At 67.6% G+C, this 16230-nt stretch carries 16 protein-coding genes; 12 read left to right on the top strand and 4 right to left on the bottom strand.

The genetic code is table 11. The features are described 5' to 3' along the window. Window positions 1–125: 125 nt before the first annotated feature. The 11 genes from AC07OH_RS08205 to AC07OH_RS08155 all read left to right on the top strand — a co-directional run bounded on the left by AC07OH_RS08205 (window position 126) and on the right by AC07OH_RS08155 (window position 11716). Window positions 126–1040: a LysR family transcriptional regulator gene (locus AC07OH_RS08205; protein ID WP_495300248.1), complete on the top strand. Its 915-nt coding sequence runs from the start codon at window positions 126–128 to the stop codon at window positions 1038–1040. Window positions 1041–1188: 148 nt separating this feature from the next. Next, complete coding sequence (locus AC07OH_RS08200) at window positions 1189–1830, top strand: peroxiredoxin (RefSeq protein ID WP_062470070.1); 642 nt, start codon at window positions 1189–1191, stop codon at window positions 1828–1830. A gap of 22 nt (window positions 1831–1852) precedes the next feature. Then, complete coding sequence (locus AC07OH_RS08195; RefSeq protein ID WP_307590554.1) at window positions 1853–2428, top strand: RBBP9/YdeN family alpha/beta hydrolase; 576 nt, start codon at window positions 1853–1855, stop codon at window positions 2426–2428. Next, window positions 2425–3441, top strand: a complete 1017-nt coding sequence (locus tag AC07OH_RS08190; protein WP_489061334.1) for a sulfate ABC transporter substrate-binding protein — start codon at window positions 2425–2427, stop codon at window positions 3439–3441. The genes AC07OH_RS08195 and AC07OH_RS08190 overlap by 4 nt, the downstream gene beginning before the upstream one ends. A 136-nt stretch (window positions 3442–3577) precedes the next feature. Next, window positions 3578–4465, top strand: a complete 888-nt coding sequence (cysT, locus tag AC07OH_RS08185) for a sulfate ABC transporter permease subunit CysT (RefSeq protein ID WP_489061332.1) — start codon at window positions 3578–3580, stop codon at window positions 4463–4465. 1 nt (window position 4466) lies between these two features. Further along, window positions 4467–5369 (top strand): sulfate ABC transporter permease subunit CysW, encoded by a 903-nt coding sequence (gene cysW, locus AC07OH_RS08180; RefSeq protein WP_124957841.1) that lies wholly within the window; start codon window positions 4467–4469, stop codon window positions 5367–5369. 20 nt (window positions 5370–5389) lie between these two features. Beyond that, the gene (locus AC07OH_RS08175; RefSeq protein WP_062470081.1) at window positions 5390–6487 is read left to right on the top strand and encodes a sulfate/molybdate ABC transporter ATP-binding protein; all 1098 of its coding nucleotides are present in this window, start codon (window positions 5390–5392) and stop codon (window positions 6485–6487) included. Then, window positions 6484–6987: a disulfide bond formation protein B gene (locus tag AC07OH_RS08170; protein WP_062470083.1), complete on the top strand. Its 504-nt coding sequence runs from the start codon at window positions 6484–6486 to the stop codon at window positions 6985–6987. Before AC07OH_RS08175 ends, AC07OH_RS08170 begins: the two co-directional genes overlap by 4 nt. Before the next feature lie 202 nt (window positions 6988–7189). Next, complete coding sequence (gene macA, locus AC07OH_RS08165) at window positions 7190–8356, top strand: macrolide transporter subunit MacA (RefSeq protein WP_495300247.1); 1167 nt, start codon at window positions 7190–7192, stop codon at window positions 8354–8356. Continuing rightward, window positions 8353–10335 (top strand): macrolide ABC transporter ATP-binding protein/permease MacB, encoded by a 1983-nt coding sequence (macB, locus tag AC07OH_RS08160; protein ID WP_495300246.1) that lies wholly within the window; start codon window positions 8353–8355, stop codon window positions 10333–10335. The genes macA and macB overlap by 4 nt, the downstream gene beginning before the upstream one ends. After that, a complete protein-coding gene (locus tag AC07OH_RS08155) occupies window positions 10328–11716 on the top strand; it encodes an efflux transporter outer membrane subunit (protein WP_495300245.1) in 1389 nt (462 codons plus the stop codon). The genes macB and AC07OH_RS08155 overlap by 8 nt, the downstream gene beginning before the upstream one ends. Before the next feature lie 241 nt (window positions 11717–11957). Here AC07OH_RS08155 and AC07OH_RS08150 read toward each other — a convergent pair whose 3' ends face one another. The 4 genes from AC07OH_RS08150 to AC07OH_RS08135 are packed head-to-tail and all read right to left on the bottom strand — an operon-like array spanning window position 11958 to window position 15369. Continuing rightward, window positions 11958–12737 carry a glycosyltransferase family 2 protein gene (locus AC07OH_RS08150; RefSeq protein ID WP_489061324.1) on the bottom strand — a complete coding sequence of 260 codons (780 nt, stop codon included), beginning with the start codon at window positions 12735–12737 and terminating at the stop codon, window positions 11958–11960. After that, a complete protein-coding gene (locus AC07OH_RS08145; protein ID WP_159271689.1) occupies window positions 12701–13498 on the bottom strand; it encodes a lysophospholipid acyltransferase family protein in 798 nt (265 codons plus the stop codon). The genes AC07OH_RS08150 and AC07OH_RS08145 overlap by 37 nt, the downstream gene beginning before the upstream one ends. A gap of 36 nt (window positions 13499–13534) precedes the next feature. Continuing rightward, a complete protein-coding gene (locus AC07OH_RS08140; RefSeq protein WP_495300244.1) occupies window positions 13535–14581 on the bottom strand; it encodes a chorismate transformation FkbO/Hyg5 family protein in 1047 nt (348 codons plus the stop codon). Next, a complete protein-coding gene (locus AC07OH_RS08135; RefSeq protein ID WP_495300243.1) occupies window positions 14578–15369 on the bottom strand; it encodes a class I SAM-dependent methyltransferase in 792 nt (263 codons plus the stop codon). Before AC07OH_RS08135 ends, AC07OH_RS08140 begins: the two co-directional genes overlap by 4 nt. Before the next feature lie 118 nt (window positions 15370–15487). Between AC07OH_RS08135 and AC07OH_RS08130 the strand changes: the two genes are divergently transcribed. Next, window positions 15488–16213, top strand: coding sequence for a YebC/PmpR family DNA-binding transcriptional regulator (locus AC07OH_RS08130; protein ID WP_495300242.1), 726 nt, complete (start codon window positions 15488–15490; stop codon window positions 16211–16213). Window positions 16214–16230: the final 17 nt, after the last annotated feature.

Raw genomic sequence — 16230 nt, 5'->3', positions numbered from 1 at the left:
CACTTTCTGTGCAAGGTGTCGGCGCTGAGAAGTGGCCGGCGTTGGGAGAATTCTATTTTTGATGTGAGTGACTGATAAGTAGCCAAAATTTGATCAGATCGTTCTGTTGGTAGGACAATAAAGCCATGCAAGACCTCAACGACATGGTGTTCTTCGCCGAGGTGGCCGAGCGGGGCGGCTTTGCCGCCGCCAGCCGGGCGCTGGGCATTCCCAAATCGCGCCTGTCGCGCCGCGTGGCCGAGCTCGAGGAGCGCCTGGGCGTGCAGCTGATGCAGCGCAGCACGCGCCGCCTGTCGCTCACGCCGGCCGGCGAGATCTACCTGCGGCACGCCTCGGCGATGCGCGACGCGGCCCAGGCGGCGGCCGAAGCGGTGGCGCAGGTGCAGACCGAGCCAAGCGGGCTGGTGCGGCTGACCTGCCCGGTCACCATCGCGCACAGCGGGCTGGCGCAGCTGATCCCGCTGTTCATGGAACGCTACCCCGCGGTGCGCGTCGACATCCGGGTCATCAACCGGCCGGTGGACCTGATCGAGGAGGGCATCGACATCGCGCTGCGCGTGCGCCCCGCCATCGAGGACAGCACGGTGCTCGTGGCCAAGACCTTCGGCCACAGCCGCGGCGTGCTGGTCGCCAGCCCGGCGTTGATGGCGCAACACGGGCCGATCGACACGCCCGCCGACCTCGCGAAGCTGCCGACGGCGGCCATGTCGGTCAACGGGGAAGGGCGCGCCGAATGGCGGCTCGAAGGCCCGGAAGGCCGCAGCCACCTGCACGTGCACACGCCGCGCTACGTGGCCGACGACCTCGCCACGCTGCAATTCGGCGCGCTGGGCGGGGTCGGCGCGACGATGCTGCCCGACTACATGTGCAGCGCCGACGTCGAGACGGGCCGGCTGGCGCGGGTGCTGCCGGGCTGGGGGCCGTCGCCGGTGGTGGCGCACATGGTGTTTCCGGCGCGGCGGGCGCTGGTGCCGGCGGTGCGGCGGCTGATCGACTTCCTGTCCGAACACTTGCAAAGCGAGCAGATGCGGATGTTCTGAGGCAGATTGCTATCTAAAAGATAGCACCATAGGGGGCCTCTGCCGGTTCTATATGCGAAAAACGTCATATCCAAACAAACAGATATTCGTTTGCCATTGAAGCAGCGGTTCGCACAATCCAGGGCTTCACCCCCTCCTTGGAGCGACCATGGCAACCCTGCGACTAGGCGACACCGCCCCCAATTTCACCCAGGACTCCAGCGAAGGCCCGATCGACTTCTATCAGTGGGCCGGCGATTCGTGGATCGTGTTCTTCTCGCACCCGGCCGATTTCACCCCCGTGTGCACCACCGAACTCGGCAAGACGGCGGCGCTGTCGGGCGAGTTCGCCAAGCGTGGCGTCAAGCCCATCGCGCTGAGCGTCGACCCGGCCACCAAGCACAAGGAATGGATCGGCGACATCAACGAGACGCAGAACACCACCGTCAACTTCCCGATCATTGCGGACGCCGACCGCAAGGTGGCCGACCTGTACGACCTGATCCACCCGAACGCCTCGACCACGGCCACGGTGCGCAGCGTCTACATCATCGACCCCAAGAAGGTCATCCGCACCACCATCACCTACCCGGCGTCCACCGGCCGCAACTTCGACGAGATCCTGCGCGTGATCGACTCGCTGCAGCTCACCGACAGCCACAAGGTCGCCACGCCCGTGAACTGGAAGGACGGCGACGACGTCGTCATCGTGCCGAGCATCCAGGACCCGGCCGAGCTGGCCGAGCGCTTCCCCAAGGGCTTCAAGGCCGTCAAGCCTTACCTGCGCATCACGCCGCAGCCCAACAAGTAAGAAGCCGCAGGACCGCGCCGTCATGCAGACTCGTGTCGTCATCGTGCCCGGCTGGCGCGACTCCGGGCCCGGCCACTGGCAGAGCCTGTGGGAAGAACGCATTCCGGGCGCGGCGCGGGTGGCGCAGGACGACTGGGCCTCGCCCAAGCGCGATGCCTGGGTGCCCGCGCTGGCCAAGCTGGTGCTCGAAAGCGAAGGCCCCGTGGTCATCGCGGCGCACAGCCTGGGCTGCATCGCCACGGCCCACCTGCCGCCCGAGGCCGCCGCCCGCATCCAGGGCGCGCTGCTGGTGGCGCCGGCCGACCCCGAGCGCCGCGCGGTGCTGTCCGACTTCGCACCCGTGCCCTACGCAGCGCTGCCGTACCGCAGCATCGTGGTGGCGAGCAGCAACGATCCCTATTGCCCGATCCGCCTGGCGGGCGCCTATTCGCGCGCCTGGGGCAGCGAGTTCGTGCGCATGCAGAATGCGGGGCACATCAACATCGATTCGGGGCACGGAGACTGGCCGCTCGGCCTGGCCCTGCTGCAATCGTTGACCGACGAACCCGCCGCCTGGTCGGCCGGTCGTGAATTTTCAGACAACCTGGCAACCACATGACTTCCAGAATCAAGACCTTCGTCGCCGTGCTCGCGCTGGCGTCCTCCGCACTCGCCGGCAACACGGCCTTTGCCCAAGGCACGGGCCTGCTGAACGCCTCGTACGACGTGGCGCGCGAGTTCTACAAGGACTACAACGCGGCCTTCGTGGCGAACTACAAGAAGACCACGGGCAAGGACGTCAAGATCGACCAGTCGCACGGTGGCTCCAGCGCCCAGGCGCGCGCCGTGGCCGACGGCCTGGATGCCGACGTGGTGACCATGAACACCTCGACCGACATCGACTTCCTGGCCAACGCCGGCGTGGTCGCCAAGGACTGGAACAAGAAGTTCCCCGAGAACGCATCGCCGACCACCTCGACCATGCTGCTGCTGGTGCGCAACGGCAATCCCAAGGGCATCAAGGACTGGGACGACCTGGTCAAGCCCGGCGTGCAGGTCGTGATCGTCAACCCCAAGACCGGCGGCAACGGCCGCTATGCCTACCTGGCTGCCTGGGGCTACATCAAGAAGAAGGGCGGCACCGACGCCCAGGCCGCCGAGTTCGTCGGCAAGCTGTTCAAGAACGTGCCGGTGCTGGCACGCGGCGGCCGCGACGCGACCACCGCCTTCCTGCAACGCAACATCGGCGACGCGCTGATCACCTTCGAATCGGAAGTGGTCTCGATCGACCGCGAATTCGGCACCGGCAAGGTCGACTCGGTGTACCCGTCGATCTCCATCGTGGCCGAGAACCCGGTCGCGATCGTCGAGCGCACCGTCAAGAAGAAGGGCACGGGCGAGCTGGCCAAGGCCTACCTCGACTGGCTGTACTCCGAAGAAGCGCAGGAAATCGCGGCCAAGCATGCGCTGCGCCCGCGTTCGCAGACCGTGCTCAAGAAGTACGCCTCGACCTTCAAGCCGCTGCAGCTGTTCACGGTGCAGGAACTGTTCGGCAGCCTGAGCGAAGCGCAGAAGGTGCACTTCAATGACGGCGGCCAGTTCGACAAGCTCTACACGCCCGGCGGCAAGTGAAGCACACCCCCAGTCTTCGCGCACTTCGTGTCGCTTCGCCAACCCCCTTGCAGGGGGCGACACCTGCGGCCCGGCAAAGCCGGTTCCGCGGTGTCCCACGAAGGGACCAGCGAATCAACAACGGACCGTTTTCATCATGAGTGGTGTGACTTCGTCGGCGCTCCCAACTGCGGGAGCGCCTTTTTCACGTGCCAACCGGGCAGGGGGCGCCAAGCGCGTGCTGCCCGGTTTCCACATCACGCTCGGCTTCACGGTCTTCTATCTGTGCCTGATCGTGCTGATCCCGCTGTCGGCGCTGGTCTTCAAGACCTTCACGATGACCTGGGAGCACTTCTGGGTGTCGGTGACCGCGCCGCGCGTGATGGCCTCGTACCGCCTGACCTTCGGCGCCTCGCTGATCGCCGCCATGGTGAACGCGGTGTTCGGCCTGCTGGTGGCCTGGGTGCTGGTGCGCTACAAGTTCCCCGGCAAGCGCATCGTCGATGCGCTGGTCGACCTGCCGTTCGCGCTGCCCACGGCCGTGGCCGGCATCTCGCTCACGGCGCTGCTGGCGGGCAACGGCTGGATCGGGCAGCTGCTCGAGCCGCACGGCATCAAGCTGGCGTTCACGCCGGCCGGCATCGTGATTGCGCTGATCTTCATCGGGCTGCCGTTCGTGGTGCGCACGGTGCAGCCGGTGCTCGAAGACACCGAGAAAGAACTCGAAGAAGCCGCGACTTCGCTGGGCGCCACGCGCCTGCAGACCTTCACCAAGGTGATCTTTCCGGCGATTGCGCCGGCCTTGCTGACGGGCTTTGCCATGGCCTTCGCACGCGCCATCGGCGAGTACGGCTCCGTGATCTTCATCGCCGGCAACATGCCGATGATTTCCGAGATCACGCCGCTCATCATCATCGGCAAGCTGGAGCAGTACGACTACACGGGCGCCACCGCGGTCGCGCTGGTGATGCTGGTGCTGTCGTTCATCCTGCTGCTCGTCATCAACGGCCTGCAAGCCTGGCAACGCAAGCGCGCAGGAGCCTGACATGAGCGCACCTTCCAAGATCATCCGCCGCGCACAGGCCGGCACCACCGAGTCGGCCTGGGTCCGCTGGACGCTGATCGGCGTCGCCCTGGCGTTCATGTTCCTGTTCCTCGTGCTGCCGCTGGCGGCCGTGGCGGTCGAGGCGCTGCGCAAGGGCCTCAATGCCTACCTCGAGGCGCTGAAGGAACCCGATGCGTGGAGCGCCATCCGCCTCACGCTCATCACCGCCGCCATCGCCGTGCCGATGAACCTCGTCTTCGGCGTGGCCGCAGCGTGGGCCATCGCCAAGTTCGAGTTCCGCGGCAAGGCCTTTCTCACCACGCTGATCGACCTGCCGTTCGCGGTGTCGCCGGTGGTGGCGGGCCTGATCTACGTGCTGGTGTTCGGCGCGCAGGGCTGGTTCGGCCCGTGGTTGGCGGAGCACGACATCAAGATCATCTTCGCCGTGCCCGGCATCGTGCTGGCCACCGTGTTCGTGACCTTTCCCTTCATTGCGCGCGAACTCATTCCGCTGATGCAGGCACAGGGCACCGACGAGGAGCAGGCCGCCATCGTGCTCGGCGCGACCGGCTGGCAGACCTTCCGGCGCGTGACCTTGCCCAACATCAAGTGGGGCCTGCTGTACGGCGTGATCCTGTGCAACGCGCGCGCCATGGGCGAGTTCGGCGCGGTGTCGGTGGTGTCGGGCCACATCCGCGGCCAGACCAACACGATGCCGCTGCACGTCGAGGTGCTTTACAACGAATACCAGTCGGTGGCCGCCTTTGCGGTGGCCTCGCTGCTGGCGATCCTGGCGCTGGTCACCCTGGTGATCAAGTCGGTCATCGAGTGGCGCCATGAGCGCGAAATGAAAGCCATCGCCGAGCTGCCGCCCGAGCGTCCCCCCGAGCCTTCGGCGGCCTGAGAAGACGAGAGAACAAGACCATGAGCATCGAAATCCGCAACATCAGCAAGCAGTTCGGCGACTTCCGCGCGCTGAACAACGTGAACCTCGACGTCGAGTCGGGCGAACTGGTCGCGCTGCTCGGCCCCTCGGGCTGCGGCAAGACCACGCTGCTGCGCATCATCGCGGGCCTGGAAACGGCCGACACCGGCAGCATCCATTTCTCGGGCGAAGACACGACCGACGTGCACGTGCGCGAACGCCAGGTCGGCTTCGTGTTCCAGCACTACGCGCTGTTCCGCCACATGACCGTGTTCGAGAACGTGGCCTTCGGCCTGCGCGTGAAGCCGCGCAAGGAGCGCCCGAGCGACGCGCAGATCAAGGCCAAGGTGACCGACCTGCTCAAGCTGGTGCAGCTCGACTGGCTGGCCGATCGCTACCCGTCGCAGCTGTCCGGCGGCCAGCGCCAGCGCATCGCGCTGGCCCGCGCGCTGGCGGTGGAGCCCAAGGTGCTGCTGCTGGACGAACCCTTCGGCGCGCTCGACGCCAAGGTGCGCAAGGAACTGCGCCGCTGGCTGCGCCGGCTGCACGACGAGTTGCACGTCACCTCGATCTTCGTCACGCACGACCAGGAAGAAGCACTCGAAGTGGCCGACCGCGTGGTGGTCATCAACAAGGGCCGCATCGAGCAGGTCGGCTCGCCGCAGGACGTGTGGGACAAGCCCGCGAGCCCGTTCGTGTACGGCTTCCTGGGCGACGTGAACCTGTTCCACGGCCGGGCCGACAACGGCGCCGTGCAGCTGGACGGCATGCGCATCGACTCGCCCGAGCACAGCAGCGCGCGCGACGCCAAGGCGCTGGCCTACGTGCGCCCGCATGACCTGGATGTGACACGCTACGTGTCGGGTGCCACGGGCATCGTCGCCACGCTGTCGCGTGCGATCGTGGTCGGACCGATCGCCCGGCTGGAACTTGAGCCCACCGAAACGAATCCAGATAATCCGGGCTCCGGAACCATCATCGAAGCGCAACTCCCTGCGCAACAGTTCCGCGACCTGGGCTTGAAGGAAGGCGACACCGTCGTCGCCAACCCCCGCAAGGCCAGGGTGTTCGTAGAAGAAGATTGGGTATCTCCTTGATCCATTGGTACTTCGGCGCGCCGCGCCGCGCGCTCGGGCTGATCTGCCTGGCCTGTGTCCTCATGCTGGCCTTCGGGCTGTATCTGCAGCACGTGGTCGGGCTCGAACCCTGCCCGATGTGCATCGTGCAGCGCTATGCGCTGATGCTGGTGGCGCTGTTCACCGGCCTGGCGGCGCTGTTCAACAGCCGAGGCCTGCAGGTGACGGGCGGGGTGCTGGCGCTGGCGGCGGCGGTGGGCGGCGCCTACACGGCGGCGCAGCAGAGCTGGCTGCAGTGGTATCCGCCCGAAGTCGTCTCGTGCGGGCGTGACCTGTACGGGATGATCGAGACCTTCCCGCTCAAGCGCGCACTGCCGATGATCTTCCGCGGCGGCGGCGACTGTTCCAAGATCGACTGGTCGCTCTTCGGCCTGACGCTGGCGAACTGGTCGTTCATTGCGTTCACGGTGCTGGCGCTGTTGCTCCTCACCTTGCTGCTGCGTCGGCGCACCGCGCGCTGAGTTCTTTTTCAGTAATTTCTGCGGCGTGGCCCGCTGTCCTTCGAGGGCAGCGGGCCACGCCGTTTTTCATGGGTCGCTGCGCAGGCCCGTGTAAAAAAGCCCGCTGAAACGCATGCTTTAGCAGCCCTTCAGCAACCGGGGCTAGGATCAATCGCATCCCTTCCCGGGCCTTGCCGCCCGATTCATCCCACTTCTTCACTGCATGCCCACCACTCCTTCGCGACGATCGCGCAAGTTCCTTGTCGGCCTGGCCTTGCTCGTCGTGCTGGCCATCGCAGCCTTCTTCTGGCTGAGCCCGCCGAAGAAAAGCGACTACCTCACCGCCACCGTGCAGCGCAGCGACCTGGAGAACGCGGTGCTCGCCACGGGCGTGCTGCAGGCCTTCAAGCAGGTCGAGGTCGGCGCGCAGGTGTCCGGCCAGCTCAAGTCGCTGAAGGTGGTGCTCGGCCAGACAGTGAAGAAGGGCGACTGGCTCGCCGAGATCGATCCCGTCATCTCGCAGAACACCTTCGCGCAGGAACAGGCCAAGCTCGAGAACCTGCAGGCCCAGAAGCTCGCCAAGGAAGTGCGCGTGAAGCAGGCCGAGCTCACCTGGGCACGGCAGCGCGAGATGCTGGCGCAGGACGCCGCCGCGCGCCAGGACCTGGAAAGCGCCGACACCGAGCTGCGCGCATTGCGCGCCGACGCCGTTTCGCTCGACGCGCAGATCCGCCAGCAGAAGCTGGCCCTGGCCTCGGCGCAGACCAACCTGTCGTACACCCGCATCATGGCGCCCATCGACGGCGACGTGGTGTCCATCAGCACGCTCGAAGGCCAGACCGTGGTGGCCTCGTTCCAAGTGCCCACGCTGATGAAGCTGGCCGACCTGTCGACCATGACCGTGAAGGCCCAGGTGTCCGAGGCCGACGTGGTGCGCGTGAAGGCCGGTCAGCCGGTGTACTTCACCATCCTGGGCGACCCCGACACGCGCTACCACGGCACGCTGCGCGCGGTGCAGCCTTCGCCCGAGAAGATCAACAACGCCGTGTTCTTCAACGCGCTGTTCGACGTGCCCAACCCCGAGCGCACGCTGCGCGTCGACATGACCGCGCAGGTCGCCATCCTGCTGGGTGAGGCGAAGCAGGCGCTGACCGTGCCGCTCACCGCGCTCGGCACGCGCGACAAGGACGGCCGCCACGAAGTGCGCGTGCTCCTGCCCGACCAGCGCGTGGAGAAGCGGCAGGTGCGCGTGGGCATCAGCAACAACTTCCAGGCGCAGGTGCTCGAAGGCCTGAAGGAGGGCGACAACGTCATCACCGGCGACGCCTCGGCATTGGAGAAGACCGACGGCAGCACCAGCGACAACGGCAACCGGAGGCCGCGCCAGTGACGCAACCGCTGCTGACCCTGCGCGGCATCGGCCGCAGCTTTCCCTCCGGCGAGCAGGAGGTCCAGGTGCTGAAGGACGTCGACCTGGACATCGGCCACGGCGAAATGCTGGCCATCGTCGGCGCCTCGGGCTCGGGCAAGTCGACGCTCATGAACATCCTCGGCTGCCTCGACCGGCCGACCACCGGCACCTACACCGTGTCGGGCCAGGACGTCGGCACGCTCGACAGCGACGCGCTCGCCGCGCTGCGGCGCGAGCACTTCGGCTTCATCTTCCAGCGCTACCACCTCATGCAGCACCTGACGGCCACCGGCAACGTCGAGGTGCCCGCCGTCTATGCCGGCACGGAGGGCTCGGCGCGCGACGCGCGGGCGCGGCAGCTGCTCGCGCGCCTGGGCCTGGAAGACCGCACCGAGCACCGCCCGAGCCAGCTTTCGGGCGGCCAGCAGCAGCGCGTGAGCATCGCGCGCGCACTGATGAACGGCGGCCAGGTCATCCTGGCCGACGAGCCCACCGGCGCGCTCGACAGCAAGAGCGGCCAGGAGGTCATGGGCATCCTGCGCGAGCTGCATGCGCAGGGGCACACCATCATCATCGTGACGCACGACATGCAGGTGGCACGCTGCACCGAACGCATCATCGAGATCGCCGACGGCGTGATCGTCGGCGACCGGCCGAACGTGCCGACCGTGGCCGCGCCCGCACAGACGGTCGGCGACGACACCCCCACACCGCCCGCCATGACGCGCCCCACGCTGGGCATCGCGCGCTTCAGCACCGGCTGGGCGCGTTTCTCCGAAGCCTTCCGCATGGCCTGGCGCTCGATGATGGCGCACCGCATGCGCACGGCGCTGACCATGCTGGGCATCATCATCGGCATCACCTCGGTGGTGTCGATTGTGGCCATCGGGGAGGGCGCCAAGCGCTTCGTGCTGGCCGACATCAAGGCCATCGGCACCAACACGCTCGACATCTACCCGGGCCACGACTTCGGCGACGACAAGGCCGCGAGCATCCGCACGCTGCTGCCGGCCGACCTGCAGGCGATTGCCGCGCAGCCCTACGTGCACAGCGTCACGCCGACCACCATGCGCAGCCTGCGCCTGCGCTACCGCAGCGCCGACGTCAACGGCAACGTGAACGGCGTCAGCGACAACTTCTTCAGCGTGCGCGACATCCAGATGGCCAGCGGCACGGACTTCGACGCCAACGACGTGCGGCACCAGTCGCAGGTGGTGGTGATCGACCAGAACACGCGGCGCAAGCTCTTTCCCGACGGCACCGACCCCGTGGGCAAGATCATCCTAGTGGGCAGCCTGCCATGCACCGTGATCGGCGTGGCGCAGGAAAAGAAGAGCATGTTCGGCGAGAACAAGTCGCTCAACATCTGGCTGCCCTACAGCACCGGCGCGAGCCGCCTCTTCGGCCAGCAGCACTTCGACAGCATCACCGTGCGCATCCGCGACGACCAGCCCACCAAGGCGGCCGAGGAGAGCATCGTGCGGCTGCTCACGCTGCGCCACGGCGGCAAGGACTTCTTCACCTTCAACATGGACAGCATCGTGAAGACGGCCGAGCGCACGAGCCAGTCACTCACGCTGCTGCTGTCGCTGATCGCGGTGATCTCGCTCGTGGTGGGTGGCATCGGCGTGATGAACATCATGCTGGTGTCGGTGACCGAGCGCACCCGCGAGATCGGCATTCGCATGGCCGTGGGCGCGCGCCAGAGCGACGTGCTGCAGCAGTTCCTGACCGAGGCCGTGCTCGTGTGCCTGGTCGGCGGTTTCATCGGCGTGATGCTGTCGTACGGCATCAGCTTTGTGTTCTCGCTGTTCGTGAAGCAATGGCAAATGATCTTTTCGCTCGGGGCCGTGGTGTCGGCCTTCTTGTGCGCGTCGCTCATCGGCGTGCTGTTCGGGTACCTGCCGGCACGCAACGCCGCGCGGCTCGACCCCATCGAGGCACTGGCGCGTGAGTAGCGCCCGACCGACCCTGGCGGGCCTCGCCATCGCGCTGGCGCTCGGCGGCTGCACGCTGTTCGCGCCGGAGCGGCGCGAACACCGACCGCTCGGCGTGCCGCAGGCCTGGCAGCAGCAACAGCCCCTGCCGCAGAACGCGGCGGCCGTGCCGCAAGCGCGCTGGTGGACCGCCTTCCACGACGCGCGGCTCGACACCCTGATCGACAGCGCCTTGCGCACCAACAACAACCTCGCCGCCGCCGGCATCCGCGTGCAGCGGGCGCAGCTGCAGGCCGGCCTGGCGAACACCAACCTCACGCCGGGCGTGACGGGGCAACTGGGCACCCAACGCAGCTTCGACCTGAAGCGCGGCGGCGTGGCCGCATCGAGCGCGAGCTCCTTGCTGAGCCTGAGCTACGAAGTCGACCTGTGGGGCCGCCTGTCGGCGCAGCGCAGCGTTGCCGACTGGGAGCTGCAGGCCACCCAGTCCGACCGCGAGGCCACGGCGTTGGCGCTGGTGGGCACCACGGCCGGGCTGTATTGGCAGACCGGCTACCTGAACCACCGCATCGCGCTGAGCGAAGCCGGCATGGCCGATGCACGGCGCATCCAGGCGCTGGTGCGCGCCAAGTACGCGGCAGGCGCCGTGTCCGGGCTCGACGTCGCGCAGGCCGGCCAGAATCTCGCGAGCCAGGAGGCCGCGCACACACAGCTGCTGCAGCAGCGCGTCGAGGCACGCAACGCGCTGGCCATCCTGTTCGACATGCCGCCCGACACCCCGAGAGACGAGCCCTCGCAGCTGCCAGACACCGCCTTGCCCGTGATCGATGCCGGACTGCCCGCCAGCCTGCTGGGCCGCCGGCCCGACCTGCGCGCCGCGGAGCAGCGCCTGCGGTCCTCGCTGGCGAACGTCGATGCCACGCGCACCAGCTTCTATCCGGTGCTGAGCCTCACGGGTTCGCTGGGCGCGGGGAGCAATGCACTGGGCGAGGTGCTGAAGAATCCGATCGCCACGCTGGGCGCCGGGTTGGTGTTGCCCTTCCTGCAATGGAACACCGCGCGGCTGACCGTCGCCGTATCGCAGACGCGATACGAAGAAGCGGTCGTCGGGTTCCGCCAGTCGCTGTACACCGCGCTGTCCGAGGTGGAAAACACGCTGTCGTCGCGAACCCAGCTGCAGGACGAAAGCGTGAAGCTGGCCCTGGCGCTGCAACAGGCGCAACGCGCGGAGGCCTTGTCGGAAGTGCGTTACCGCGCCGGCGCCACCGCGTTGCAGCCCGTGCTCGACGCCAAGGACAAGCGCCGCGCCGCGGAGGTGTCGCTGGCGCAGAACCGTCTGAACCAGCTCAACGCCACGATGACGCTCTACAAGGCGCTGGGCGGAGGCACGATCGTCGAGTAGCGGAAGGAGGACGGGGTGCTTTCACGCCGCAGCAGGTGCCTGGCAGGCGGTGCGGTGTGGGCGGCCCCTCTGTGCCGCCGAGGAGCACAGCGTTTCGCGGATCAGGGCTCGCAGCTGTTTGAGCCGAAGGCGAGTTCTGCGAGACCCCGCGAAACGCGAGCACCGCAGGGGAGCCGCGAAGCGGCCGGCACAGTGGGGCCGACCGCGCCGTACCGCCTGCCGGGCGCCCCTCCAAAGAGACCTAAGCCTGAAACGGCGGCGCCCCCCGCAGCTTGCGAAAAAGCAACCCCGGCAGCCGCAAAACAAACTCGACCATCAGCCGCGTGTGCATCCAAGTCAGCAGCACGTTGTCCCGCCCATAGCGAAAGTGCGACACCCCGCCTTCCTCCGCCGTCAGGTATTTCACAGGCGCATCGATGTTCACCGGCTTGACCCCACGCCAGGCCAGCCGCACAACCGCCTCGGTATCGAAGTCGAAGCGTCGCATCCACGGTTGCCGTGCCATCACTGCGATCAGGTCGACCACCGGGTACACGCGAAAACCGTAGAGCGAATCGCCGACACCCGCGAACAGCGTCTCGAGCTGCGTCCAGCCGTTCGACACCCGCCGCCCGCGCACCCGCAAAAGCGGCGCGCTGGCATCGAACACAGGCCGGCCCAGCACCATTGTCTCGGGCCGCGCCAGCGAGGCGTTCATGAAAGAGGGGATCAGGTCCGCCGGATGCTGCCCGTCGGAATCCATCGTGAGCGCGTGCGTGAAGCCCGCTTCTTTCGCGGCCCGCAAGCCGTGCAGCACCGCCGAGCCCTTGCCCTGGTTCTGCGGCAGCACCCACACGCGCAGCCCCGGATCGCTGGCCGCCATCTGCTGCAGCCGCTCGCCCGTGCCGTCGTCGCTGCCGTCGATCACCACCCACACCGGGTTCCATTGGGCCCGCGCGGCCGCGACCGTCGAGAACAGGCGCTCGCCCGTGTTGTAGCTGGGGATCAGGACAAGGTGGGTGCGCGAGGCGTCTGCTGGCATTCGGGGGACGCGTCGGTGGCGCGCTGCTCCATGTGTTGACGGAAATAGTGTTCCAGCTCGACCTGCAACGCATCGCTGTCCTGCGTCGGCGCAAAGCGCTTGCCCAGCCGCAGCGTGAAGACGATGGGCAGCGGCGGCACGCGCCACAGCGGCCAGCCCTTGCCGAGGTAGGGCGAGTCGGTGTCGATGAACACGGTCTGGATCGGTGCCTGCGCCAGCTTGGCGATCAGCGTGGTGCCGGGGCGGAAGGGGTTCAGCGGCGGCGTCACCGTGCGCGTGCCTTCCGGGAAGATCACGAGCTGGCCACCCTGGCGCAGGTCGTTGACCGCCAGGCGCACCATCGTGCGGGCCGACTTGTTGCTGATGTAGCGCGCCAGCCGCGCTCCGGCGCCGAGGAAGATGTTGCCCATCAGCTCGGCCTTCATGATGCAGGCGCTGCGCGGCAGCCGCGCCACCAGCAGCAGCGCGTCGAGCATGGTCGGGTGGTTGGCCACGAAGATCACGCCGGGCTCGTTGCGCATCGGGTCCAGGCACGAGGCGTCGATGCGCATCATGCCGGTGACCGAGGCAAGCCACCAGAACATCCGGTAGGCAAAGGCGATGGTCATGCGGCCCAGCGCGCGCGCCGGCGCGGCCGGCATCACCGGGTACAGCAGCATGGCAACCAGGTTCCAGACCAGCGAGATCAGGCCGAGGAACAGCAGCAGCGCATAGAGCATCAGCGCGAGCGGGATCGACGTGAGAAGACGCAGCACGTTCATGGGTGGTGTCGGTCGAGCAGGCGGACGGCGAGCCGCTCAGGCGGCCTGCAGCCGGCCGGCGGCGACCGTGTGGGCCTCGATCTCGACCAGCAGATCGCTGCGGCAGATGTCGGCTTCCAGGTACACCGCATGGCGGGCCATCGGCGACTGGGCGCCGAGCGCGGCTTCGATCACCTCGCGCACGGCCTCGGTGTCCGACGGATGCCGCACGTACACCACGCAGTCGAGCGCGTCGAGCGAGAAGCGCGCCGTGGTCTGCGCATGGGCAGAGGCGATCACGGCCTCGAGATTGCGCAGCGTTTCGCGGGCCTGCTCACGCACGTCGCCGTGGTGCACCGTTTCGTGCCCGACGATGCTCGCCGTGCCCGAGATGAAGAGCGCGACCTGGCCGTCGCCGATGTCCGCCAGCGCGGCGCGCGAGAAGGTCGGCGAGCGCGGGCCGTAGGTTTCGGGATAGCGGTAGGCCGACACCTGCCGCGGGTTCTCGACCGGCAGCGGTGCGGCGCGTCCCGCGAGAAAACGGATCGACAGCGCGCCCTGGCGGATGCCCAGCGCGCAAGCAGCCGGCGCGCCCTCGAAGGCGGCGCGGCCGGCTTCGAAGAAAGCCTCTTGCCGGCCGAGGTTGAACTGGCGGTAACGCTCGAGCCCGCCGCCATCGGCGTTGATGCGCGGCAGGTAGTTCCAGATGCGCTGCAGGTGCGGCGTGTCGGCCTGGTCGAGTGTGCGGAACAGGTCGCGGTAGGCGCGCTGCGCAAGCTCGGTCAGGCTCTGACCCTCCACGGCTTCATCGAGGTCAATGGCGCCCAGCAACCAGTGTCCGTCGGTGCGCCAGCGCGCGATGCCGGTGGTGCCCGACCGGACCTGCGCGCCGTCGGCCACGTGCCACACATCGGCCATCGCGCCCTGCGGCGACAGCACGCGCGCGTTGACCGTGGGCATCCAGGCGACACCGTGCGGCGTGCCGTAGCCGAGCGCGGCGAAGGGCGCATGGCTGTGCGTGGCCAGCGCGAGGCTGTCCGGCAGCGAGAGGCGCTCCACGCGCAGGGGGAAATGAAGGCGGTCGTCCTGGGGGCGCACGTTCATCGAACCTCGTCGGCGGTGGATTCGGGCTTGCGGCCGGTGTAGGCAGAGAAGACCCCGAGGCTCGCATGCCGGCGCACGTCGCTGAAGCCGGCGGCGCCCAGTGCCTGCATGACGCGCTCGGGCGGGATGCAGGCCTCGATCGTGTCCCAGTAATAGCGCCACAGCTCCGAGGTGTCGCTGCGGCGGCCGACCACGCGGGCGATCAGCGGCACCACGGCGCGCATGTAGCCCTTGAGCAGCGCGGTCGCGATGCGGCCTTCGGGCTTGGTGATCTCGAGCACCACCACGCGCCCGCCCGGGCGCAGCACGCGGTGGAATTCGGAAAAGGCAGCGGCCACGTCGCTGATGTGGCGCATGGCGTAGCCCATGCTCACGAAATCGCAGCTGGCGTCGGGCCGGGGCAGGGCCTCGGCGACGCCTTGAATCAGTTCGACGCCGGGCAGCCGGACCTGGCCCATCATGCCCACGCTGGGGTCGACGCCGGTGAGCTTGCCGGTGGATCCGATGAGCTTCAGGGCTTCGCGGGCGACGAGCCCGGTGCCGATGCCCACGTCGAGCACCTGCGCGCCCGCCGCGAGGCCGGCTTGCTTCAGCGCGTCGCGCCGGTACGCGGGGCCGGTGCCGAAGGCCAGCACGGCTTCGATGCGGTCGTAGTCCGCGGCCGTGCTGTCGAAGATGCGCCGCAGGAACGCCTGATGCTCCGCTTCGGTGTTGTAGTACAGCGGCAGCGGGGCGTGCGGCGGCAGGGCGTCGGGATTTCCCGTACCGGCAATGGGCGATGGCGTCATCGAACAATTATCACCAAAAGGTCCGGGCGGAAATCCCGGGCGCCGGGGGAGCGTTGTGTGCGCCGGACAGTAAACTCCACACTTGCTTTGAAAACACACGACAGCGAGAGAGATAGCCATGGCCGGACATAGCAAGTGGGCAAATATTCAGCACCGCAAGGGCCGCCAGGACGAGAAACGGGGCAAGCTCTGGACCCGCGCCATCCGTGAAATCACGGTGGCGGCACGCGCCGGCGGCGCCGACCTCAGCGCCAACCCCCGGCTGCGGCTGGCGGTCGAGAAGGCCAAGGCGGTCAACCTGCCCATCGACACCGTCAAGCGCAACATCGACAAGGCCACGGGCAACCTCGAAGGCGTCAATTACGAAGAAATTCGTTACGAAGGGTACGGCATCGGCGGCGCGGCGATCATCGTCGACACCATGACCGACAACCGCGTGCGCACCGTGGCCGAAGTGCGCCACGCCTTCTCCAAGCACGGCGGCAACATGGGCACCGAAGGCTCGGTGGCCTTCCAGTTCAAGCACTGCGGCCAGATCATCTTTGCGCCCGGCACCAGCGAGGACAAGGTCATGGAAGTGGCCCTCGAAGCCGGCGCCGAGGACGTGATCACCGACGACGACGGCGCCATCGAGGTGCTCACCGCCATCGGCGACTTCGAGGCCGTGAAAAACGCGCTCGAAGCCGCGGGCCTGAAGCCCGATGCCGCCGAAATCACGATGCGCGCCGAGAACACCGTGGACGTGACCGGCGAAGACGCCGCCAGGATGCAGAAGCTCCTCGACGTGCTCGAGGACCTGGACGACGTGCAGGACGTTTATCACAACGCCGCACTGAGCGAATGAATGATGGATCCACAGCG

It is taken from the genome of Variovorax sp. GW821-FHT10C12 (assembly GCF_059415405.1).
The sequence above is the reverse complement of the archived record's forward strand: the minus strand, read 5'-3'. Positions and strand labels throughout refer to the sequence as shown.